Annotated in this window: 18 protein-coding genes; 5 read left to right on the top strand and 13 right to left on the bottom strand. The window is 65.1% G+C overall.

The features are described 5' to 3' along the window. Window positions 1-271 precede the first annotated feature (271 nt). Window positions 272-604, bottom strand: a complete 333-nt coding sequence (locus tag H7U20_RS00575; protein ID WP_199517672.1) for a hypothetical protein — start codon at window positions 602-604, stop codon at window positions 272-274. A 712-nt stretch (window positions 605-1,316) separates the two neighbouring features. Between H7U20_RS00575 and xseA the strand changes: the two genes are divergently transcribed. After that, window positions 1,317-2,678, top strand: a complete 1,362-nt coding sequence (gene xseA, locus H7U20_RS00570; RefSeq protein WP_199517671.1) for an exodeoxyribonuclease VII large subunit — start codon at window positions 1,317-1,319, stop codon at window positions 2,676-2,678. Window positions 2,679-2,822: 144 nt separating this feature from the next. Next, window positions 2,823-3,860: a PDDEXK nuclease domain-containing protein gene (locus H7U20_RS00565; protein ID WP_199517670.1), complete on the top strand. Its 1,038-nt coding sequence runs from the start codon at window positions 2,823-2,825 to the stop codon at window positions 3,858-3,860. A gap of 60 nt (window positions 3,861-3,920) precedes the next feature. Here H7U20_RS00565 and H7U20_RS00560 read toward each other — a convergent pair whose 3' ends face one another. The 8 genes from H7U20_RS00560 to H7U20_RS00525 form a co-directional block, all read right to left on the bottom strand. Beyond that, window positions 3,921-4,118 carry a type II toxin-antitoxin system MqsA family antitoxin gene (locus H7U20_RS00560; protein ID WP_370593040.1) on the bottom strand — a complete coding sequence of 66 codons (198 nt, stop codon included), beginning with the start codon at window positions 4,116-4,118 and terminating at the stop codon, window positions 3,921-3,923. An 87-nt stretch (window positions 4,119-4,205) separates the two neighbouring features. Further along, window positions 4,206-5,198: a glucokinase gene (locus tag H7U20_RS00555; protein ID WP_199517668.1), complete on the bottom strand. Its 993-nt coding sequence runs from the start codon at window positions 5,196-5,198 to the stop codon at window positions 4,206-4,208. A gap of 64 nt (window positions 5,199-5,262) precedes the next feature. After that, entirely contained in the window at window positions 5,263-7,719 is a 2,457-nt protein-coding gene (locus H7U20_RS00550; RefSeq protein ID WP_199517667.1) for a TonB-dependent receptor, read from the bottom strand. A gap of 126 nt (window positions 7,720-7,845) precedes the next feature. Continuing rightward, complete coding sequence (locus H7U20_RS00545) at window positions 7,846-8,892, bottom strand: ABC transporter ATP-binding protein (RefSeq protein ID WP_199517666.1); 1,047 nt, start codon at window positions 8,890-8,892, stop codon at window positions 7,846-7,848. A 2-nt stretch (window positions 8,893-8,894) separates the two neighbouring features. Continuing rightward, window positions 8,895-10,277, bottom strand: a complete 1,383-nt coding sequence (locus H7U20_RS00540; RefSeq protein WP_199517665.1) for a GH1 family beta-glucosidase — start codon at window positions 10,275-10,277, stop codon at window positions 8,895-8,897. A 186-nt stretch (window positions 10,278-10,463) separates the two neighbouring features. After that, entirely contained in the window at window positions 10,464-11,363 is a 900-nt protein-coding gene (locus H7U20_RS00535; RefSeq protein ID WP_199517664.1) for a carbohydrate ABC transporter permease, read from the bottom strand. After that, window positions 11,360-12,316 (bottom strand): carbohydrate ABC transporter permease, encoded by a 957-nt coding sequence (locus H7U20_RS00530; RefSeq protein ID WP_199517663.1) that lies wholly within the window; start codon window positions 12,314-12,316, stop codon window positions 11,360-11,362. The genes H7U20_RS00535 and H7U20_RS00530 overlap by 4 nt, the downstream gene beginning before the upstream one ends. Before the next feature lie 15 nt (window positions 12,317-12,331). After that, complete coding sequence (locus H7U20_RS00525; protein WP_199517662.1) at window positions 12,332-13,588, bottom strand: extracellular solute-binding protein; 1,257 nt, start codon at window positions 13,586-13,588, stop codon at window positions 12,332-12,334. Window positions 13,589-14,042: 454 nt separating this feature from the next. Between H7U20_RS00525 and H7U20_RS00520 the strand changes: the two genes are divergently transcribed. Both H7U20_RS00520 and sodB read left to right on the top strand, forming a co-directional pair. After that, window positions 14,043-15,023, top strand: coding sequence for a LacI family DNA-binding transcriptional regulator (locus H7U20_RS00520; RefSeq protein WP_199517724.1), 981 nt, complete (start codon window positions 14,043-14,045; stop codon window positions 15,021-15,023). A gap of 154 nt (window positions 15,024-15,177) precedes the next feature. Next, window positions 15,178-15,756: a superoxide dismutase gene (sodB, locus tag H7U20_RS00515; RefSeq protein WP_199517661.1), complete on the top strand. Its 579-nt coding sequence runs from the start codon at window positions 15,178-15,180 to the stop codon at window positions 15,754-15,756. A gap of 326 nt (window positions 15,757-16,082) precedes the next feature. Here the strand turns inward: sodB and H7U20_RS00510 are convergent, their stop codons facing one another. The 4 genes from H7U20_RS00510 to H7U20_RS00495 all read right to left on the bottom strand — a co-directional run bounded on the left by H7U20_RS00510 (window position 16,083) and on the right by H7U20_RS00495 (window position 20,641). Beyond that, a complete protein-coding gene (locus tag H7U20_RS00510; RefSeq protein WP_199517660.1) occupies window positions 16,083-16,841 on the bottom strand; it encodes a hypothetical protein in 759 nt (252 codons plus the stop codon). A 9-nt stretch (window positions 16,842-16,850) separates the two neighbouring features. Further along, window positions 16,851-17,561 carry an ABC transporter ATP-binding protein gene (locus tag H7U20_RS00505; RefSeq protein ID WP_199517659.1) on the bottom strand — a complete coding sequence of 237 codons (711 nt, stop codon included), beginning with the start codon at window positions 17,559-17,561 and terminating at the stop codon, window positions 16,851-16,853. Window positions 17,562-17,618: 57 nt separating this feature from the next. Beyond that, complete coding sequence (locus H7U20_RS00500) at window positions 17,619-20,105, bottom strand: ABC transporter permease (RefSeq protein ID WP_199517658.1); 2,487 nt, start codon at window positions 20,103-20,105, stop codon at window positions 17,619-17,621. A gap of 131 nt (window positions 20,106-20,236) precedes the next feature. Beyond that, on the bottom strand, window positions 20,237-20,641 hold the full coding sequence (locus H7U20_RS00495) for a hypothetical protein (RefSeq protein WP_233410400.1): 405 nt from the start codon (window positions 20,639-20,641) through the stop codon (window positions 20,237-20,239). Window positions 20,642-20,969: 328 nt separating this feature from the next. On the opposite strand from H7U20_RS00495, the gene H7U20_RS00490 reads away from it, so the two are divergent. After that, window positions 20,970-21,236 (top strand): DUF4148 domain-containing protein, encoded by a 267-nt coding sequence (locus H7U20_RS00490; protein ID WP_199517657.1) that lies wholly within the window; start codon window positions 20,970-20,972, stop codon window positions 21,234-21,236. The last annotated feature ends 118 nt before the right edge of the window (window positions 21,237-21,354 follow it).

The raw sequence follows: 21,354 nt of genomic DNA, 5'->3' as shown, positions 1-21,354 counted from the left end.
TGGCGACGTGACCATTGCGCTGCATCAAACAAACTGTTGAAGATGCCTTATGAAGTTCTGCACATTTTCTGTGGACAAAATTGTGCGCAATGCCCTTAATGTGCACCTAAACCTTTGTTTTATAAGGATATAATTACTCAGCCTAAAAAAGTCGCAGCGCAGCACGGGCAGGTCCCTCATGTTGGCGGAATATACTCAGCAAGAGTTGTGCCCACTTCTGCACACATTCTGTTGATAAGATTGTGTGCAAGGGTGAGCATCAACCGCTAAGTCATTGATATTTATCAATATTATTTTGCTGCGCAAAAATAGGGCAATCGCCCTTCCTGGGCGGCAGATATCCACCGAACAGGCTGTTTTCCCGCATCCAGGCCGACGTGCGCCACCAAAAGTGGCAAAACTCACAGTTCTGCACACAAACTGTGGATAAGATTGTTAGCAAGGCGCAGGCGCAATCATCAAGTATTTGATTTATATGGATATTTTTATCATGCGCAAAAATGACGCACGGCAAAATCGGAATGGATACGCGCGCGGCCGCCATGCCGGCCCAGCCCGCCCGGCCAGGGTTCTGCACATTAAATGTGGATAAGATTGTTAGCAATCATCATCACCAATACGCAAGCCATTGATTTTAAACGATATTTAATCCATGCGCAAAAATGTGGCAGATCGGCAATATTCGCCGACTTATGCACCGCCGGTGTCGTTCTCGGCTAGCGGACGGGGCCGGATAGACGATTTAGTCTGGCTATCGACAGCAACACCGCACTTCTGCACATTTTATGTGGATAAGATTGTGCGCAAGGCCGGTGTTGACCCGTGAAGTCTTTGATTTATATAGTATTTATTGCCCTGAGTAAAAACCAAGCAGGCTGCTTGCCGGGGCAAAAACGTTCGCGCCGCCATCTGGGCAGATATTTCGTCCTATTCGCCGCCTGGGGGCAAGTCCTGAGTTCTGCACATCTTCTGTGGATAAAATTGTGTGCAAGGCGGCGCATATAAGCTTAAGTCATTGATTTTTAATAATATACTTTCCTTGCGTAAATTTTAGGCAGTAGCAAATTCACAATATGAAAAAGGCTATCGCTCACACAAAGTTCCGCACATCTTCTGTGGATAACTTTGTGCGTAACTGCCGGTAGCAAACCCAAAGTGCTTGATCCGTAAGGCTTTTTTGCCTCTGCATGTAAATGCGGCAGAAAAATTTATCCTTAATAATCAAATGTTTACAATAAGACCTTGCCGTTTTGCTTGATATGTGACATAAGCATGACCGCCACAAATTTTTGTGGATAGCTTATATTTTCGACACCATGAACCACAGCGACGACACCGATTGCAGCCCTCCCCCACCGCCCGTGATGACCGTCACGGCGCTCAACCAGGCCGTCGCCCGGCTGCTGGAACGCTCGTTCCCGCTCAGCTGGATCGCCGGCGAGGTGTCCAACTTCACCCGCGCCAGCTCGGGCCACTGGTACTTCACCTTGAAGGACGACGCGGCCCAGGTGCGCGCCGTGATGTTCCGTGGCCGCTCCCAGCACGCCGGATTCATCCCGCGCGAGGGCGACAAGGTCGAGGTGCGCGCCCTGGTGACGCTGTACGGCGCCCGTGGCGACTACCAGATCAATGTGGAGGCGATCCGCCGCGCCGGCGTCGGCGCGCTGTTCGAGGCCTTCCAGCGGCTCAAGGAGCGGCTCGGCGCGGCCGGCCTGTTCGACCCGGAGCGCAAGCGCGCCCTGCCGATGTTCGCCCGCACCATCGGCATCGTCACCAGCCCGCAGGCGGCGGCGCTGCGCGACGTGCTGACCGCGCTCAAGCGCCGCGCGCCGCACATCCGCGTCGTGCTGTACCCCACGCCGGTGCAGGGCCAGCAAGCGCCCGAGCAGATCGCCCGCGCCATCAACACCGCCTCGGCGCGCGCCGAGTGCGACGTGCTGATCGTCTGCCGTGGCGGCGGCAGCATCGAAGACCTGTGGTCGTTCAACGACGAGGCGGTGGCCTACGCCATCGCCAATTGCGACATGCCGGTGATCTCCGGCGTCGGCCACGAGACCGACTTCACCATCAGCGACTTCGCCGCCGACCTGCGCGCGGCGACGCCGACGGCGGCCGCCGAGCTGGCCGCCACGCCGCGCGCCGACTGGCTCGGTTCGCTGCGCGCCGACGCCACCGACCTGCGCCGCGCCATGCGCCGCAGCATCGGCGAGGCGGCGCAGACGCTGGACAACTACACGCGCCGCCTGCTCAGCCCCGCCGCGCAGATCCGCCAGCAGCGTTTGAAGCTGCTGGCGCTGTCGACCGCCATGACGCACGCCAACCGCGCGCCGCTGGCGCAGGCGCGCAGTACCTTGGATCGTTTGAGTGGCCGGCTGGCGGCGCGGCGGCCGGACGTCCGCGCGGCGCGCCAGCAACTGGCCGGCTTGCAGCACCGCGGCGCCTTGTGCATGGGGAGTTTGCTGGGACAGCGGCGCGACGCGCTGGCCGCGCTGGCGGCGCAGCTGGAGCTGCTCAATCCGCAGCGCACGCTGGAGCGCGGTTATGCCATCGTCACCGACGCCAAGGGCGCCGTGCTGCGCTCGCCGGCCCAGCTCAAGCCGCGCCAGACGCTGACCGTGCGCCTGGCCGAAGGCAGCGCGCAGATCGACTTGGCGGCGGTGCAACCTACGCTGGACTGATTTATTGAGAAAAGGCAGATAGCATTTGGATAGCTTCGCTAACATATCCAATGGTCTCTCTGCGCTGTGGTACTGCAGGCCAGCAACAACGCATTGCTATTTGCACGGAGCCGTCGCCGAAACCATCCTGAAAGAGGTCTCCGCATGACAACTGCCCCGCTCCCGCCAGCCATGCCCGACGGTTACTCCGATTGGCTCAGGCAACTTAAAACCGACATCACCAGCGCTCGACAACGCGCCGTACTGGCCGTCAATGCCGAACTGGTCCGGCTTTACGGTCGTATTGGGCATGACATCCTGCAAAGGCAACAAAGCCAGGCCTGGGGTTCGAAGGTCATCGACCGGCTGGCGCAGGATTTGACCGATACTTTCCCAGATATGCGCGGCTTTTCAACACGCAACCTGAAATACATGGCATTTTTCGCGCAGCATTGCCCGGATAGCCAATTTGGGCAGCAGCCTGCTGCCCAATTGCCGTGGTTCCATATCGTCACGCTGCTGACCAAGCTGCACACCGCCGCCGAGCGTGAATGGTACGCGTCGCAGGCCGTGCAGCATGGCTGGTCGCGCACGACCTTGGAATTGAACATCAAGAACCTTTTGCAGCAACGTCAGGGGGCGGCAGTGAGTAATTTCACGGCCCGCTTGCCGGCATCCGCGTCAGCCCTGGCGCACGAAGCGCTGAAAGACCCCTATCTGTTCGATTTTCTCGGCTTGGGCAACGATGCGCAAGAACGGGAAATCGAAGGCGGATTGATCCACCACATCACCCGCTTCCTGCTGGAACTTGGCGCCGGCTTTGCCTTCGTTGGACGGCAGTTCCGGCTTGACGTGGCCGGCGACGAATTTTTCATCGACCTGCTGTTTTATCACACGCGCCTGAAGTGCTACGTGGTGGTTGACCTGAAAGCCGGCGCCTTCAAGCCCGAACACGCCGGCCAACTTAATTTCTATCTTTCCACTGTCGATGCCCAGATCAAAGCCGAGGATGACAAGCCCACCATTGGATTGCTACTGTGCAAGCAGCAAAACCGGCTGGTGGCGGAATATGCACTGTCCGGTATCGAAAAGCCGATAGGCATAGCCGAGTACCAATTGCTACGCAATTTACCGGAGTCGCTGGAGCACAGCCTGCCTAGCATTGCGGAGATCGAGGCGGAATTGACGGGCAATTTGGACTGAGCGAGGACAGCGCGCAGATCGACTTGGCGGCGGTACAGCCGACGCTGGACTAAGTGCAGCTCAGTTTGCCTTTAGCGCGGTCAACAGATGAGCATCCACTTCTTCGATGAAGTGACCGAATTGCGCCCCGACGCGCCGCGACTCCGCCATATCCAGAAGGGATTCGGCACAAGCGGGACAAAATTCACCAGTTACTGACGCAACGATCGTGACTGCTCCCTTATAGCTGAACGGCACATCTCGTGTGTCGTGCATCATCTCGGCAGCGCCACAGGCTGGACATTTCATTTTCATAGTTCCTTGAACGAAACGATCAAAGCCGCACGCTGGCGTGCCCGGTTAATGCTACTCCGCCGACAGCATGGCCGCCATGCCGATCAGCGCCGGATAGTCGTCGGTGATGACGAAGGTGGCGATGTGCGCCAGGTAATCGGAGAAGCGGCCCTTCTGCTCGAAGCGGGCGCGAAAGCCTGAGCGGGCGAAAAAGTCGCCCATGCGCGGCACGATGCCGCCGCCGATATACACGCCGCCCTTGGCGCCCAGCGTCAGCGCGACGTTGCCGGCGACCGTGCCGAGCATCTCGCAAAAAGTCTCCAGCGTCTCGACGCACAGCGGGCAGTTGCCGCGCAGGCCGCGCTCGACGATCTCCGGCGCGCCAAGGTGCTCGGCCTCGACGCGGCCGCGTTCGGCCAGCGCGCGATACACCAGCCCCAGGCCGATGCCCGACACCAGCCGCTCGCTCGACACGTGCTCGTGGAAGCGGCGGGCGTAGCGCAGGATGTCGATCTCGCGCTCGCTCATCGGCGCGAAGGTGCTGTGGCCGCCCTCGCTGTCGAGGGCGATCCAGCGCTCGCCGGCCGGCACCAGGCCGGACACGCCGAGTCCCGTGCCCGCCCCCACCAGCCCGACCACCTCGCCGGCGCGCGCCGTGCCGCCGCCGATCTGCCGCATGTGGCTGGCATCCAGGTGCGGCAAGGCGCTGGCCAGCGCGGTGAAGTCGTTGACCACCACCAGCGACTTCAGGCTGAACTGCGAACACACCGCCTCGATCGAGAACGACCAGTGGTGGTTGGTCATGCGCACCCAGTCGCCGTCGATGGGATTGGCGATGGCGATGCCGGCCAGGCGCGCCTGGTAGCCGCCGGCGGCCACCGTGGCCGGCTGCGCCAGGTAGTGCACCAGCGCCGCGCCCAAGGTCGGGTAGGTGGCGCAGTCGGCCGTCCAGATCGCCTCTATGCGTTTGGGCGCCGTCTCCAGGCCGAAGCGGGCGTTGGTGCCGCCGATGTCGGCCAGCAGGCGCGGGCCGTTGCTGAAATCGGGGAAGCTGTCGCGTTGCATGGTTGTCCTTGAGGTTCCGGGTGCGGGCGCGGCGGGCGGTCCCACTGACCGCCGCGCCCGACGATCAGAACTTCATCGACACGCGCGCACCGAACGTACGGGGCTGATTATAGAACGCGCCGTAGATTTGCTGGGTCGGTTGGCAAGGCATGCCGGTGTCGGTGCACAGCTCCGTCACGTCCAGCTTGACCGCCTTGTCGGTGGCGTTCTGCACGAACAGCTCGGCGGTGTAGGCCTTGTTGGTCGGCTGGTAGCGCAGGCTCAGGTCCAACGTGGTGTAGGCGTCCTGCCGTTTCACGCCGGCGTGGCCCGGCACGTCGCCGTTGAAGGCGCCGCTGCCGATGAAGGAATCGCCCTCGTAATGCAGCGAGGCGCGCGGGGTCAGTTGGCCGCCGCCGAGCGCGAAGTCGTGCTCGTACTGGATGGTGGTGGCGAACTTGGGCGCGTGCTTCATGGTGGCGCCGCCGACGTTGACCAGCGGCGCGGTCGAGCCGCAGGACTGGCCGTTGGCGCGCGCCGCATCGACGTCGCAGGACAGGAAGTCGTCGTACACGGCCTTCAGGTAGGTGGCGTTGCCGGTCAGGCGGTCGAGGCGGGTCGGACGCCAGGTCCATTCCGCCTCGACGCCCTTGACGGTGGCGCCGGCCGCGTTGAAGTTGGCCAGCACGCTGTTGACCACCTGCGACTCCAGCTTGTCCTTGTACTTCATCCAGAAGGCGTCCAGGTTCAAGGTCAGCTCGCGGTTGAACAGGTCGGACTTGAAGCCGATCTCGTAGCTGGTCAGTTTTTCCGGCTTGGTGGTGGCGCCGCCGTCGCCGATGGCCGGCGAGTGGAAGCCGGTGGTGACGGAACCGAACAGCAGGATCTGCGGCGCCAGCTTGTACTCGACGCGGCCGAGCCAGGTCGACTGGCTGTACTTCAGGTCGGCCGAGTTGTCGCCGGCGGTGTTGCCGCAGCCGGCCGCCGTCACCGCGCCGCCGGGGCCGATGTTGTGGCTGTTGATCAGGCCCGAACCGGGCGTGACCAGTTGGCGGATCTGGTCGGCGGTCAGCACGCTGGTGCCCAGCGGGACGTTGGCCGGCCAGTTCGGGCAGGCCCAATTCTGGCCGCCGATGTCGAACTTGTGATCCTTGGTGTAGCGCGCGCCGCCGGTCAGCTTGATCTGCTCGGTGAGCTGCTGGCTGATCTGGGCGAAGGCGGCGTTCGATTTCAACTGGCGGTTGCCCTGGTTGAACGACATCGCCGAGGCGTACTGGCCGACCGTCGGCTGGACGAAGATCACCGAGCCGGCGGCGATGTCCTGCGCCACCGTGGCCTGCGAGATCTGGCTGCGGTCGATGTCGAAGCGCACCTTGTTTTTCTCGCCGAAGACGAACAGGCCGCCGACCCACTGGAACGGCGCGTCGTTGTCGGAACGCGCCTGCAGCTCGTGCGAGTAGCTGTCGAACTTGGCCCACTCGGTGCGGTTCTCCGATTTGAAGCCGGGGAAGACGCCGGCGTCGGCGTCGTTGGCGTTGGTGCGCTGGTAGCGGCTCCAGCTGCCCAGGTAGGTCAGGTCGAGCGACTCGGTCGGCTTGTAATTGAGGCGGCCCTTGTAGGTCATGATGGACTGGTCCAGCATGCCCGGCGTGTCGATCAACGCCGAGCGCAGCTCCTGGCCGGCCTTCGGCTCGGCCGCCAGGTAGACGTTGCCGGCGCCCTGGTCGTGGAAGTAGTCGGCGATGAAGGTGCCGCGCAGCTCGGGCGTGATCTTCCACAGCAGCGAGGCGCGCACGCCCATCTGGTCGTTGGCGCCATACTTCTTCGAGCCGGGCAGCACGTTGGAGCCCTGGCGGAAGGCGACGGTGCCGTCCTGGCTGTCCTTGATGGCGGCGATGCGCAGGCCCAGCGTGTCGCTCAGCGGGATGTTGACCATCGCCTGCGTCTGCAGGTGGTGGCGGTCGCCGACGGTCATGCCGGCGGTGCCGAAGAACTTGTCGGTGCTGGGCGCGCCGGACACCAGGTTGACCGCGCCGGCGGTCGAGTTGCGGCCGTTCAGCGTGCCCTGCGGGCCGCGCGCCACCTCGACGTGGCTCAAGTCGTACATCAACGCGGTGGCGCCCTGCGGACGCGGCGAGTAGATGCCGTCGACATAGAAGGCCACGGCCGGGTCGCCCAGCTCGGTGTGGTTGGCCGAGCCGACGCCGCGCATGTAGACGTGCACGCCGCCCGAGTCGCCGTGCTGTTCGACCACCAGGCTGGGCACCATCGCCGTCAGCGAGGCCAGATCCTTGACCTGGTTGTTGGCCAGCGTGTCCTGGCTGTAGGCGGTGATCGCCAGCGGGGTCTCCTGCACGAAGGTGTTGCGGCGCGTCGCGGTGACGACGATGCGGTCGACGCTGTCGGCGGCGGCCGGTGCGGCGGATGCCGGTGCGGCCGTGGCGGTGGCGGTGGCTTCGGTGGCGGCCTGTTGGGCGAAAGCGCCGCCGCTAGCCAGCAGCGCGATGGCCAGCGCCAGCTTGGTCATTTTCAGATGATTCATTTGTCTATCCTCTATTTCCGTTGATTGAATGATGTCACATAGCTCTTTGGCTACTGCTGCACATGCATTGCTGTGCTCAAGTTGAGTTCATGGCTGGCCCCCGTTTAGCTTTCTTCATTTTTGTGTTCAATGTGCGGCCACGGCGCGGCCGGCCGGGTCGAATAAAAACGCCTTGTTCTGCTGCGGTACAAAACCGATGCGCTGTTCCGACCGCAGCTGGTGGGCCTGGTCGCCGTGCAGCTTGATGGCCACCGTGTGCTCACCGCCGTCCAGCGTGGCGTGGACGATCTGCGCGTCGCCCAGCTGCTCGATCAGGCTGATGCGCGCCGGGCAGCCCTGCTCCGGCCCGACGATGCTCAGGTGCTCGGGACGGATGCCCAGGGTCAGTTCGCTCAGGTCGGTGACGTGCGGCAGGGCGAAGCGGCCGACCACCTCCACGCAAGGCAGGAAGTTCATGCGCAGCGCGCCGATGAAGCCGGCGACGAAGCGGCTGGCCGGGTTCTGGTACAGCTCCAGCGGCGCGCCGACCTGCTCCATATGGCCGCCGTTGAAGACGGCGACGCGGTCGCCCAGGGTCATCGCCTCGACCTGGTCGTGCGTCACGTAGACCATCGTCGTGCCCAGCTCCTGGTGCAGCTTGGCCAGTTCGATGCGGGTCTGCACGCGCAGCGAGGCGTCCAGGTTGGACAGCGGTTCGTCGAACAGGAACACCTTGGGTTGGCGCACGATGGCGCGGCCGATCGCCACGCGCTGCCGTTCGCCGCCGGACAGGGCCTTCGGCTTGTGGTCCAGGTGGTGGCTGATTTGCAGGATCTCGGCGACCTTGTTGACCGACTCGCGCACCTGCGCCTCCGGCACCTTGGCCATCTTCAGCGCGAAGCCCATGTTGTCGCGCACCGACATGTGCGGATACAGCGCGTAACTCTGGAACACCATGGCGATGCCGCGCTCAGCCGGCGGCACCTCGTTGGCCAGCGTGTCGCCGATCAGCATCTGGCCGGCGCTGATGTCCTCCAGCCCGGCGATCATGCGCAGCAGGGTCGACTTGCCGCAGCCGGACGGTCCGACGAAGACCATGAACTCGCCGTTGGCGATCTCCAGGTCCAGCCCTTTGACCACCTCCGGACCGTCGCCGTAGGATTTGCGGATGCCGCGTAAAGAGATGCTGGCCATGCTCACTCCCCCGCGCCGCTGGCGTTGACCGCCTTGTTGGCGTTGTTGGCGTTGTTGGCGGCACGCTGCCGGGCGATGAAGCTGCGATACCACAGCGCGCTGTCCTTCAAGGTCCGTTGCTGGGTGGCGTAGTCGACATACACCAGGCCGAAGCGCTTGGCGTAGCCCGAGTTCCATTCGAAGTTGTCGAGCAGGCTCCAGTAAAAGTAGCCACGCACGTCGACGCCCTGCGCCATCGCCGCCGCAATCGCCTGCAGGTGGCTGCGCACGTAGTCGATGCGGCGGGCGTCGTCGATGCGGCCGCCGACCAGTTGGTCCGCCTCGGCCATGCCGTTCTCGGTGATGTAGACCGGCGGCAGTTGGTACTCGCGGTGCAGCGCCAGCAGCAACTCGCTCATGCCCTGCGGGTAGATCTCCCAACCCATGTCGGTCAGGCCCAGCTTGGCCTCGGGCTGGCGCGGCGGCGTCTCGGTGCTGACGAAGGCGCGGAAGTAGTAGTTCACGCCGAGGAAGTCGAGCGGCTGCTGGATGTCCTTGAAATCGTTTTCAAAGATGGACAAACGCGTGCTGTCGATGGCTTTCAGGGCCAGCTCCGGGTAGCGGCCCTTGAAGATCGGGTCCATGAACCACTGCACCGAGCGGGCGTATTCGAGTGCGGCGGCGGCCCGGTCGGCGGCCGAATCGGTGGCCGGCGTGGCGGTCCACTGGTTCAGCACGATGCCCAGCTTGGCCGGCGCTTTGACGGCGCGCATCGCCTGCATGGCCAGGCCGTGCGACAGCAGCAGGTGGTGCGAGACCTGCAGCGCGGCGACCGGATCGGCCACACCGGGGGCGAACTGGCCGTTGCCGTAGCCGAGGTTGGCGCTGCACCACGGCTCGTTGTGGGTGGCGATGGTGGCGACGCGGGCACCGAAGCGGCGCGCCACCTCGGCGGCGTAGGCGGCGAAGTGGTGGGCGGTGTCGCGGTTCAGCCAACCGCCCAGATCCTGCAGGCCCTGCGGCAGGTCCCAGTGGTACAAGGTCAGGTGGGCGGTGATGTTCTTCTCGCGCAGCTTGTCGAGCAGGCGCGAATAAAAGTCGAAGCCCTGCTCGTTCCAAGCGCCGTGGCCGGCCGGCTGCACGCGCGACCAGGCGACCGAGAAGCGGTAGGCGTTGACGTTGAGCGAGGCGATCAGGTCGACGTCCTCGGCGTAGCGGTGGTAGTGGTCGCAGGCGATGTCGCCGTTGCTGCCGTCGATGACCTTGCCGGGCGTGTGGCTGAAGGTGTCCCAGATCGAGGGGCCTTTGCCATCCTCGGCGGCGGCGCCTTCGATCTGGAAGGCGCTGGTGGCCACGCCCCAGGTGAAGGAGGCGGGGAAATCAAGCTTGTCGGTGTGGTTTGGCATGGTCGTCGAGTCGAAAAAGGTCGGTTAAAGGTTGTTGGATCTATCGGGTTGGCGTTGCGCCGGCGCGCGCCTCCCCCGGTTGGGGCGCTGGCGGCCACAACACCACCCAAAGGCGGAGAGCCGGGGTCAGACCCTCGGGTCTGACCCCAGGTCTTGCCGCTGGGTTTACGCAATTTGCTGGCGGCATCAGCCTTTGACTGCGCCCTGGGTCAAGCCCTCGATCAAGCGCTTCGCGGCGACGAAGAACATCAGCAGCAGCGGCAGCACGGCGATCGCGGCGCCCACCATCAAGGCGCCCCACTCGGTGTTGTTGGGCGCCTGGATGCTGCGCAGCGCCACCGGTATCGTGTAGTTCTCCACCGAGCGCATCACCACCAGCGGCGTGATGAAGTTGTTCCACGAGTTGATGAAGGTGATCAGGCCGAGCGTGCCCATGGCCGGGCCGATCAGCGGCAGCACCACACGCCAGTAGATGGCGAACTCGCCGCAGCCGTCGATGCGCGCCGCCTCGACCAGTTCACGCGGGATCGCCGTGCCGATGTACTGGCGCATCAGGAAGATGCCCAACGCGCCCGAGGCGCCCGGCACGTAAAGGGCGCGCGGCTGGTCGAGCCAGCCGATGAAGTCCATCAGCATGAAGGTCGGCACCATGCCCATGAAGGCGGGGATGATCATCGAGCCCATGACGACGGCGAACAGCGGCTGCTTGAAGCGGAACTCGTAGACGGCGAAAGCGTAGCCACCCAGCGAGCAGAAAAACAAAGTCAGCGCGGTCTGCATCAGCGCCACATACAGGCTGACGCCGATGTTGCGCCAGAACGGCAGACGCTCCTCCAGCAGCTTAAGGTTGTCCAGCGCCGAGGCGCCGAACCAGGCCGGCGGCGGGAAGCTGAAGATCTCCGCGCTGGTGTGGGTGGCGAAGACGAACATGAAGTAGAACGGCGTGAACATGATCAGTGCGCCGACGCCGACGATGGCGTAGGCGCCGAACCTGGCGCCCCACGCGGTGGCGGCGCCCAGACCGCCGCCCGAACGCGGCGCGGCCGATATTACCGATGCCGCCGATGCTGCCGATGCGCTGCTCATGCCGTGCCCCTTTCATTGCGACTGAAGATGCGGTTGTTGACCCAGGTGCTGCTGGCGATCAGCAGGAACAGCAGCCAGGAGATGGCCGACGCGGTGCCGAAGTCGCCCGACGAGAAGGCCGTCTTGTAGACGAACATGGCGGTGGTCAGCGCCGCCTGCCCCGCCCCGCCGGACTCGCCGACCAGGATGAAGGGTTCCTCGAAGGTTTGCAGATTGCCCATGATGGTCATGGTCACGGCCAGGTACATCATCGGCCGCAGCTGCGGCAGCGTGATGTGCCAGAACTGCTGGCGCTTGCTGGCGCCGTCCAGCGTGGCCGCCTCATACAGGTCGCGCGGGATCACCTGCAACGCCGAGATGTACAGCACCAGGTTCCAGCCCAGGTAGCGCCAGAAGATCACGAAGGCCACGGCCGGCTTGATGAACTGCGAGTTGTTGAGCCAGTCGATGGGCTCGGCCGGCATCAGCGCGCCGAGCAGCGGCAGCTCGCCCAGCGCCTTGAGCAGCAGGTTGATCTCGCCGTACTGGCGCGAGAACAAGGTGTTGAACACCATCGCGATGGCCACGCTGGAGGTGATGAAGGGCAGGAAGTAGGCGCCGATCACTAGGTTGCGCGAACGCTTGAAGGTGTTGTGGATGTAGGCCGCCAGCGGGATCGCCACCAAGTGCTGCGGCACGCCGGAGGCCAGCGCCAGCCACAGCGTGTTGCCGAGCGACTTGAGCAACCACGGGTCGTTCAGCGCGAAGATGTAGTTGTCCAGCCCGACCCACTGCATGGCCGTGATGCCGCTGGCGGCGTCCCACTGGTTGAACGACAGGTAGATCGAAAACAGCAGCGGGAACAGGCTGAAGGCGCCGAACAAAATGAAGAAGGGGCTGATGAACAGATACGGCGCCCACTTCTTCGAGTCGAAACGGCGCCGTGCGATGGTCCCTGGTGTGATCTGGTGCATGCTGGTCTCCGTTCATCAGCGGCGGGCGCGGCGCTCGATCAGCGCCTTGGCGTCGCGCAGCGCGGTCTTGATGTCCTTGTTCTGCTCCAGGACGTTTTCCAGCTCGCTGTTGACCACCTCATTGGCCATCCAGTCGTATTTGTCGACGCGGATCACCGGGATCTTGACGGCGGTGTCGCGCGCCAGCTGGCGCGTTTTCTGGCCGCCGAAATAAGGCTGTGCCTCGTCCATCGCCGGATCGGCGTGCGCCGCGATCAACGACGGATAGGCGCTGATCTCGCGCAGCGCGCTGAGCTGGACGTCCTTGTTGGCGGTCATGAACTTGATGAACTCCCAGGCCTCGGCCTTGTTGGCGGCCTTCTTCGGAATCGCGTAGAAGGAGCCGCCGTAGGAGGCCAGCGCGCCACCCGGCAGGCCGCTGCTGCGCCACTGCCCCTTGTAGTCCGGCGCCAGCCATTTGACCAGGTGGCCGCCGAACCAGAAGCCGCTCATCTGGCTGGCCACCTTGCCGCGCTTGAAGCCCTCCGACCATTCGCTGGTCCAGGCCACGGTCTTGGTGTCGATGCCGGCCACGCGGGCCGCCTTGGCCAGCTCGAAGGCGCGCACGAAACGCGGCGAATCGACCAGCACCCTGCCCTTGTCGCCGAAGTAGATGCCCTCGCCGTCCTTCAAATTGGCGCGGATGTAGATGTCCTTCAAATCGCCGGCGCGGGCCAGCAGCATGGCGCCGGTGGCGGCCTTGAGCTTTTTGCCGGACTCGATGTAGGACTCCCACGAGCGGGTCAGCTCCTCCTCCTTGATGCCGGCCTTGTCCATCAAGTCCTTGCGGTAAAACAGCATGCCCGGGCCTATGTCGGCCGGCATCGCCGCCAGGTTGCCGCGCGAGTTGGTGGCCTGCGGATAGGTGTAGGAGACGAACTGCTTGCGGTACTGCTCGGCCGCGTAGGGCGGCGCCAGCAGGTCCTCCAGCCCCTTCGACTCGGCGAAGATGCCGATGTAGCCGAAGTCGACCGCCACCACGTCGGGCAGGTGGGCGCCGGCCGCCAGCGCGGTGGTCATGGAATTGTGGTGGTCTTCGATCTGCAGGCTGACCAGCTTGATCTTGATTTCCGGGTGCAGCTTGTCCCACATAGGTAGCGCTACCTTCACCGCCCGATCAAGGTCGGGGAAAGACGCCACGGTGATCGTCGCCGGGGCGGCGGCGGCGTCCAAGGCGCTCAGGGCGCAGCAGGCCGCCGTGGCGGCCAGGGCGCTGGATATCCTTAAGGTCATTGCTTTGTCTCCAATTATTGTTTGCGTTTTCTATCTTGAAAACGTTTTCACATCATGCGCTCATTAAATACCGCTTTTTGTTGGAAGTCAATCGCCAATCCGGATCGCCGGAATGGCGCATTAAAGCGCCGCAAGTCCGGCCAGCGCGCCCGCCCGCCCATTGGCGCCGGCCGGCCCTATGAAAAGCCGCCCGACGGCGGCGCGCACGGCGCGCCATGGGCGCTCGCCCGGTTGTGAAAAATATGCAACAATACTTGAAACCGTTTTCACGAATATGCCCAGCGATATCCGAAATGGGCCAAAACCGCCCTCTGCGATGCATTTCGGCCAGGACTGTGGGGATGTATGTTACCCTTTCGCTGAAAAGGTTTTCAGGCCCGACCTGAGACCGCGCCCAGCTTTGACAGGAACCACTTTGACCCACGACGACCAGCCCACCCCGCCATCGACCCTGATGGATGTCGCACGCCTGGCGGGGGTGTCGCCGAGCACGGTGTCGCGCATCCTCAACGGCACCGCCCGCGTTTCCGAGGACAAGCGCCTGGCCGTGCTGGCCGCCATCGCGCAGATGAACTTCGCCCCCAACCAGATGGCCCAGGCCCTGAAGAAGGGCCGCTCGATGACCATCGGCATCGTCGTGCAGGACATCTCCAGCGCCTTCTTCGATGAAAACCTGCGCGGCATCGACGACGGCCTGAAGGGCACCGGCTACGCCTCGGTGATCGTCAGCGGCCACTGGAACGCCGAGGAGGAGGCCGAGCGCATCCGCCTGCTGCTGGGGCGCAAGGTCGACGGCATCATCCTGCTGTCGGGCCGCATGTCCGACGAGGCCGTGCGCGCCTTCTCGCTGCAGCGCCCCATCGTCTCGACCGGGCGCGAGCTGCACACCCGCAGCGCGCTCGGCATCAAGCTCGACAACGAACACGGCGCCTGGATGGCGACCCACCACCTGATCGAGCTGGGCCACCGCCGCATCGCCTTCATCGCCGGCCCGCCCAACAACATCGACGGCGAGGAGCGCCTGGCCGGCTACCGCCGCGCGCTGCGCGAGGCCGACCTGCCGTTCGACCCCAAGCTGGTGGTCGAAGGCAACTTCATCGAAAGCGGCGGCCTGCTGGCGATCAACCACCTGTTCGAAACCCAGCAGCAATTCTCCGCCATCTTCGCCGCCAACGACCAGAGCGCCTACGGCGTGCGCCTGTGCCTGTACCGCAAGGGCATCCGCGTGCCGGACGACATCTCGCTGGTCGGCTTCGACGATCTGCCCGGCTCCTCCTATACGACGCCGCCGCTGACCACTATTCGCCAGCCGCTATACGAGATCGGCTTGCTCAGCACCAACGCGCTGCTGCGTTTGATCAACGGCGAGACGGTCGACAGCCAGGTGCCGCCATTGGAGTTGATCGTGCGCGAGACCACCCGGCGGGTGCGCTAAGCCGGCGCCAAGCCGGCGTTTTTGGACGTGGCCGGGGCGCTGTTCCCACGGCGCGACAATCGCAAGCACTCCTGCACCGTTCGCGCATCCGCTTTACAATGATGGTCGTTTCGGCAAAAATCATCTTCTGTCTCAAACCACTAAGGAATAACAAATGGAACATACCCTGCCTCCTCTGCCGTATGCAATCGACGCCCTGGCGCCGCACATCTCGCAAGAAACGCTGGAATACCACTACGGTAAGCACCACCAAGCGTATGTCACCAATCTGAACAACCTGATCAAGGGCACCGAGTTCGAGAACCTGTCGCTCGAAGAGATCATCAAAAAATCCTCCGGCGGCATCTTCAACAACGCCGCCCAGGTATGGAACCACACATTCTACTGGAACGGCCTGACCCCGACCGGCAGCGGCGCACCAGCCGGCGCGCTGGCCGACGCGATCAACGCCAAATGGGGTTCGTTCGACGCCTTCAAGGCGGAGTTCACCAAGTCCTGCGTCGGCAACTTCGGTTCCGGCTGGACCTGGCTGGTGAAAAAGGCCGACGGTTCGGTTGACATCGTCAACACCTCGAACGCCCTGACCCCTTTGACCACCACCGACAAGCCGCTGCTGACCTGCGACGTGTGGGAACACGCCTACTACGTCGACTACCGCAACGCCCGTCCAAAATACGTCGAAACGTTCTGGAAACTGGTCAACTGGGAATTCGCCGGCGCCAACTTCGCCTGATCGATTTCAGCTTGATACCCGCCGACATGGCGGGTGCGACAAAGCCTGTGCCTCGCGGCGCAGGCTTTTTTTTCGTCGAAGCGCAGAGACCACCGCGGTCAGCCACCACCGCACCACCGGGGTCAGCACCACCGGGGTCAGTGCCGACATTCGGACACGAGCACAACAGTACGGATGTTCAGTGGGATGGGGTTATGGCTGAGGTCGTGTCCGAATGTCGGCACTGACCCCGGATCCGGATGGGGTTATGGCTGAGGTCGTGTCCGAATGTCGGCACTGACCCCGGATCTCTGACCCCGGATCTTTACTGACCCCGGATCTTTACGTTAGGACTGTAGCTGCAAGGTCTTGGTTACCTTGTATTCGTCGCGCTCGCCGGCGCCGGAGGCCTTGTTCTTGCTCTCCTTGCGGATCGTGATCAGGCGGTCGCCGACCAGGCTGTAGACGCTCTGGTCTTCGTTCTTGGCCTCGAAACTGATGACGATGAAGGCGCGGCCCGAGGCGTTCTGCGTCAGCCGGCTGGCCAGCGGCACGCCGTCGGCGCCGACCCAGACGTGCAGCACGCCCTCGAAGTCCTTGACGTATTTGCGGTCACGGTCGCTCAAGGTGTCGATCGAGGTTTCGTAGGTCAGCAGGCGCACCGGCTTGCCGTTGTAGGTGTCGGCCTTCTCGCTCTTCCACACCGCCTTGTCGAGCACACGCTGCAGCTCGCTGGCGGCCGAGATCATCGGCCGCAGGTCGTTGGGGGCGAACTCGCGCGCCGCCATCAGGGTCGGCGTCTTGGCGTTCGGATTCTTCGCCTGGGCGTGCGCCTCGACGTCCATGCGCGCCAGGATTTCACGGCCGTAGGACAGTTGCATGCCGCGTGCGCTGTCGTCGATCAACACGCTGGCCATGCCTTGCGTCTCCTCGGCGTCCTTGCCCTCGCCGGCGCGGCGCCAGGTCTTGGTTTCCAACAGCGCTTTCAAGGGCGTCTGCGCCTGGCAGCGCTCCAGCGCGGTCTTCAGGTCGGCCTGGCCGTCGGCGCGGGCGGCGTGGCCGCACAGCGCCAGGGCCGCCAACAACATGGTGTGGGAGATGCGCATCGGGAGTCCTTAGTTTTCTTGGTGTAGACGGCCGGCGGCCATCGTCAGCGTGCGGCCGCAGCGGGCGGCGATGTTCAGGTCGTGGGTGACCAGCACCAGCGTCGAGCCACGCTCGCGGTTGAGGGCGAACATCAGCTCGACCACGGCGGCGCCGGTTGCCGCGTCCAGGCTGCCGGTGGGCTCGTCGGCCAGCAGCAGCGGCGGCTCGGTGACGAAGGCGCGCGCCAGCGCGACGCGCTGCTGCTCGCCGCCGGACAGGTACTTGGGATAGTGCCCCAGGCGGCTCGACAAGCCGACCCGCGCCAGCATCGCTTCGGCCCTGGCTTGGGCGTTGGCATGGGTGAAGCCGCGCAGCTCCAACGGCAGCATGACGTTCTCCAGCGCCGTCAAATGGGCCAGCAGCTGGAAGGACTGGAACACGAAGCCCAGGTTGTTCTGCCGGAAGACGGCGCGGCCGTCCTCGTCGAGGCCGAAGATGTCGACGCCGTCCAGCGCCACCGTGCCGTCGCTGGGCGTGTCGAGGCCGGCCAGGATGCCCAGCAGGGTCGATTTGCCGGAGCCGGAGGCGCCGACGATGGCCAGGGTCTCGCCGGACTGCACGGCGAAGTCGACCTCGTGCAGGATGGTCAGCTCGCCGGTGGCGTCGGCCACCCGCTTGGACAGCTTGCCGACCGCGATGGCCGGCCGCAGCGCGGTTCGATCCAGGTTCATATTCGTCATGGGTGTCCCTCGTTCTGGTTCAAATTGGTTTGCTTCGTTTGGTCACGCGTAATCGGTTCAGGCCTGGCGCAGGCTGTGCAGGGGCGGCAGCTTCAGCACATGGCGCAGGCCCAGCCAGCCGCCGGCCATGGCGCAGACGGCGCCGGCCAGCAAGCCGCCCAGCCACAGCGGCGCCGACCACTGCCACTCCAGGTGGAAGGCGTAGCGCGCCAACGCCCAGCTGGCGGCGCTGGCGCCGGCGGCGGCCAGCAGGCCGGCCAGCGCGCCGGTCAGGCCGTGCTCGACCCACTGGGCGCGGGCCAGCTGGCGCCGGGTGGCGCCCAGCGCGCGCAGCAGCGCCGCCTGGCGGCTGCGTTGGTCCTGTCCGCCGGCCAGCGCGGCGTACAGCACCATCAGGCCGGAGGCCAGTGTGAACAGGAAGAGGAACTCCACCGCGCGGCTGACCTGGTCCAGGGTGCGCTGCATCTGTTCGATGAAGGCGGCCACGTCGAACACGCTCAGGTTGGGGAAATCGCGCGCCAGCTGGTGGGCGAAGCGCTTGTCCTGCGGCGGCACGTACAGCGCCGAGACAAACGACAGCGGCAGGCCGGCCAGCGTGTCCGGATGGACCTCGAACACCATGCTGGCGCGGCGCAGGCGCCAGTTGACCTTGCGCAGGCTGCTCACCCGCACCGTCAAATCCTGGCCGGCGACGTCGAAGCTCAGCTGGTCACCCAGCTTGAGCTTCAACCTTTGCGCGGTTTTCTCCTCGACCGAGACCTCGCCGTGCCGCTGGCCGTACCACGCGCCCGCCGTGACGCTGCTGGCGGCATCCAACACGCTGGCCTGGCCGATGTCGAACTCGCGCTCCAGGTTCTGCTTGGCCTCGGTGGCGGTGGCGGCGTCGACCGAGGCGCGGCCGTTGATCAGCGTCAGCCGGCCGCGCGTGCTGGCGCGCAGCTCGGGCTGGCCCACCGCGCGCAGGCGCGCCTCGACCGCGTCCTTCTGCTCCGGCTGGATATTGATGACGAAGTGGTTGGCCGCGCCGGCCGGCGTGGCCAGGCGCCATGACGCCAGCAGGTCGGCGCGCACCACGGTCAACAGCAGCAAGGCGGTCAGGCCCAGCGCCAGCGCGACGATCTGGCTGACGGTGGCGGCGGGACGGCGCAGCAGGTCGGTGATGGCGAAGCGCCAGGCCGGTTGGCGCAGCAGCGGCCGCACGCGCCGCAACAGACGCAGCGCCAGCCAGGCCAACAGGCCGAACAACAGGCCGCCGAGCAGGAAGGCGGCGGCGCCGGCCAGGCCGAGCATGACATCGCCGGTCTGCCACAGCAGCAGTGCGGTGAACATGCCCAGGCCGAGGCCGTAGCCGGCCAGACTCAGCGCCTTGGGCGCGCCGGCGTCGCCGCGCAGCAGGCGCACGTGCGAGGTGTTGCGCAGCTGGAGCAGCGGCGGCAGGGCGAAGCCGACCAACAGCACCAGGCCGGTGGCCAGCCCCTGCAGCGCGGGGCGCCAGCCGGCGGCCGGCAGGTCGGCGGCGACCAGCTTGCCGAGCCACTCGATCAGCACGAAGTGGGCGGCGAAGCCGCACAGCACGCCGGCCACGCTGCCGGCCAGGGCAAGCAGCAGGAACTCGATCAGGTACAGGCGCAGCACCTGCGCCTGCGCCATGCCCAGGCAGCGCAGCATGGCGCAGGCGTCGACGTGGCGCAGCATGAAACGGCGCGCCGCCATGGCCACCGCGACGGCGGCCAGCAGCGCCGACAGCAGACCGACCAACGACAAAAACTGCTGCGCCTGTTCCAGCATGGTGTTGGCCTCGGAGCGGCGCGACTCGAACGATTCGATCTGCACGCCGCCGCCCTGCGGCGTGGCGCTGCGCGCCCTGGCCCATTGTTCAAAGCCGGCGACGGCGGCCGGTTCACCGGCCAGCAGCAGGCGGTGGGTGGCCAGCGCGTGCTGTTGCAGCAGATGGGCCGCGTCCAGGTCGGCGCGCGCCATCAGCACGCGCGGCGCCAGGTTCATGAAGGCGATGCCGGCGTCCGGCTCGGCGGCGATGCGCTCGGCCACCAGCAGCTGGCTGTCGCCGATGCGCAGGCGCGCGCCGACGCGCAGGTTCAGGTTCGACATCAGCGCCTGGTCGACCCAGACGGTGCCGGCGGTGGGCAGCGCGGCGGTGGCCACGGCGGCGTCGCCGCGCGCCAAGCTCAGCTTGCCGCGCAGCGGATAGCCCTCGCCCACCGCCTTCAGCGCCACCAACAGCGACTCGGCCTGCTCGCCCTCGCCCGCCACCGCCATGCTCAACATGGTGACGGTGTCGGCCGCGCGCAGGCCGCGCCGCAGCGCCTCGGCGCGCCATTCCGGCGCCAGCGGCTGCTCCGACTCCAGCCGCAGGTCGGCCGCCAGCGTCTGGTGGGCGTCGCGGTTGAAGCCGGCGCCCATGCGGTCGACGAAAAAGTTGACGGCCGACAGCGCCGCCACCGACAGCGTCAGCGCCGCCAGCAGGAAGCGCAATTCTCCGGCGCGCCAGTCGCGCAGGGTCATTCTCAGCGAGAGTCGGAACATGCTTATCCAAATGATGACATAAGCCCGCAGTATGTCAGCGCCCGCCGCCCGTCATCCCGGCCGTGCGACGGAACGCGACTTGGCGCGACGGACTGCAGGTTTCGGGGAGTGGATAGCCGCCGACCGCCGCCTCAACGACGGTGCTTGCCGCCCTCGGCCGCCGCGTCGAGGTCGAGGTCGAGGTCGAGGTCGACGTCGATATCCAACAGCGGAATCGACTCGATGTGGTCGACGTCGATGTCGGCGCCGACCGGCGCCAGGATGTCGCCGCCGGCGCTGGCGCGCTCGCCGGTGCCGGCGGCGTCGGTGTCGCTGTCGAGATAGACATCGGCCACCACGCCGCCGACTTCCGTGTCGTCGTCGCTGCCGCGTCCCAGCGCCGGGTCGAGCTGCGGCGCCAGGCCGGCGCCGCCATGCACATCGCTGCCGCTGTCGGAACTATCGCTCGGTCCGAGCGCGCCCGTGCCGTGACCGCGCCCCAGCGTGCGGTCGGTGCCAACGGGGATGTTGGCGGGGTCTAGTGTGCTGCCGGACATGAAAACCTCCTTGTATGCGTCGTAACATTGCGAAGCCTCATTGGAACAAGCCCGGTCGCCGCCGTCGGTGCGCCACTTCGCCTAGCCGCTTCATGTCGATTGCTATGTGCCCGATAGTAATTTTTTATTTTACAAATGTACTATTCATAGATATAGTACTTACATCCGAACGCGATACAGAGCGCACAGCGCCCTTGGGATCGGGTCGGAAGCAAGTTCGACGACCGGTAAGTGGCAGTCCGGCCAGCAAGTCTGTAGCGCCACAAAGCCTTAGGCAGGCCGTTCCGCAACTTGCGGGCGCCGCCCTTACCTCATCAGGAGCAACACCATGAACAGCAAACACATCATCGCCGCCCTCGTCACCCTCGCCGCCGCCGGCAGCGTCTTCGCCCAGTCGGCGCCCGCCGGCGACAAGAGCGCCAACGATGTAAAAGCCAGCAACGGCAACCAGGTCGAGTATCCAAAGGCGGCCAACAGCGGCGTGACCCGCGCCCAGGTGATCGCCGAGCTGCTCGAAGCGCGCAAGAACGGCAGCATCCCGGAAACCGAGGCCGACTACGACGTCGCCCAGACCAAGAAGCACTTCGCCAAGTAAGCGGCACGCTCCGGCGCAGCGAGGTTCTTCGCCGAGTACCGGGATGCCGGCAAAACCCAGCGGCACAAACTGGGGTCGGACCCCGCGGGTCCGACCCCGGCTCTTTGCCGCTGGGGTT

Origin of the sequence: Rugamonas violacea, from assembly GCF_016461825.1 — a bacterium.
Lineage (GTDB): Bacteria > Pseudomonadota > Gammaproteobacteria > Burkholderiales > Burkholderiaceae_D > Rugamonas.
The sequence above is the reverse complement of the archived record's forward strand: the minus strand, read 5'-3'. Positions and strand labels throughout refer to the sequence as shown.

What these genes read in the sequence shown, in the direction of transcription:
- xseA (WP_199517671.1), top strand. Translation starts at nt 1,317, where the DNA reads ATGAACCACAGCGACGACACCGATTGCAGCCCTCCCCCACCGCCCGTG.
- H7U20_RS00565 (WP_199517670.1), top strand. Translation starts at nt 2,823, where the DNA reads ATGACAACTGCCCCGCTCCCGCCAGCCATGCCCGACGGTTACTCCGAT.
- H7U20_RS00560 (WP_370593040.1), bottom strand. Translation starts at nt 4,118, where the DNA reads ATGATGCACGACACACGAGATGTGCCGTTCAGCTATAAGGGAGCAGTC.
- H7U20_RS00555 (WP_199517668.1), bottom strand. Translation starts at nt 5,198, where the DNA reads ATGCAACGCGACAGCTTCCCCGATTTCAGCAACGGCCCGCGCCTGCTG.
- H7U20_RS00550 (WP_199517667.1), bottom strand. Translation starts at nt 7,719, where the DNA reads ATGAATCATCTGAAAATGACCAAGCTGGCGCTGGCCATCGCGCTGCTG.
- H7U20_RS00545 (WP_199517666.1), bottom strand. Translation starts at nt 8,892, where the DNA reads ATGGCCAGCATCTCTTTACGCGGCATCCGCAAATCCTACGGCGACGGT.
- H7U20_RS00540 (WP_199517665.1), bottom strand. Translation starts at nt 10,277, where the DNA reads ATGCCAAACCACACCGACAAGCTTGATTTCCCCGCCTCCTTCACCTGG.
- H7U20_RS00535 (WP_199517664.1), bottom strand. Translation starts at nt 11,363, where the DNA reads ATGAGCAGCGCATCGGCAGCATCGGCGGCATCGGTAATATCGGCCGCG.
- H7U20_RS00530 (WP_199517663.1), bottom strand. Translation starts at nt 12,316, where the DNA reads ATGCACCAGATCACACCAGGGACCATCGCACGGCGCCGTTTCGACTCG.
- H7U20_RS00525 (WP_199517662.1), bottom strand. Translation starts at nt 13,588, where the DNA reads ATGACCTTAAGGATATCCAGCGCCCTGGCCGCCACGGCGGCCTGCTGC.
- H7U20_RS00520 (WP_199517724.1), top strand. Translation starts at nt 14,043, where the DNA reads ATGGATGTCGCACGCCTGGCGGGGGTGTCGCCGAGCACGGTGTCGCGC.
- sodB (WP_199517661.1), top strand. Translation starts at nt 15,178, where the DNA reads ATGGAACATACCCTGCCTCCTCTGCCGTATGCAATCGACGCCCTGGCG.
- H7U20_RS00510 (WP_199517660.1), bottom strand. Translation starts at nt 16,841, where the DNA reads ATGCGCATCTCCCACACCATGTTGTTGGCGGCCCTGGCGCTGTGCGGC.
- H7U20_RS00505 (WP_199517659.1), bottom strand. Translation starts at nt 17,561, where the DNA reads ATGACGAATATGAACCTGGATCGAACCGCGCTGCGGCCGGCCATCGCG.
- H7U20_RS00500 (WP_199517658.1), bottom strand. Translation starts at nt 20,105, where the DNA reads ATGTTCCGACTCTCGCTGAGAATGACCCTGCGCGACTGGCGCGCCGGA.
- H7U20_RS00495 (WP_233410400.1), bottom strand. Translation starts at nt 20,641, where the DNA reads ATGTCCGGCAGCACACTAGACCCCGCCAACATCCCCGTTGGCACCGAC.
- H7U20_RS00490 (WP_199517657.1), top strand. Translation starts at nt 20,970, where the DNA reads ATGAACAGCAAACACATCATCGCCGCCCTCGTCACCCTCGCCGCCGCC.